Here is a 251-nt window from a genome sequence, read left to right as displayed (position 1 = left end):
GATGAATGCTTCTGCATTTTCCACCGGAATATTCGGTAAAATTCCGTGGCCCAGATTGGCAATATATCGGTCTTTTCCGAAGCGGTTGGTCATTTCAGTCACCATTTTCTTGATCGTTTCAGGAGTTGAATGCAATCTTGCGGGGTCAAAATTCCCCTGAAGGGTCATCGTATGATTAGTAAGCGTTCTTGCAAATTCCGGCGTGATCGTCCAGTCTACACCTAGTGCAGAAACCGGAGATTGTGCCATAT

Annotated in this window: 1 protein-coding gene; it reads right to left on the bottom strand. The window is 45.4% G+C overall.

Features of this window, described 5'->3' with window-relative positions; genetic code table 11:
- Window positions 1–251 (bottom strand): uroporphyrinogen decarboxylase family protein (locus ACR9ZK_RS22800; RefSeq protein ID WP_481344201.1); only part of this gene is annotated, 251 nt, incomplete at both ends.

The sequence above is a fragment of the Monashia sp. HAY1-5C genome, from assembly GCF_056755255.1.
This window is presented reverse-complemented; position numbering and strand designations above follow the sequence as displayed.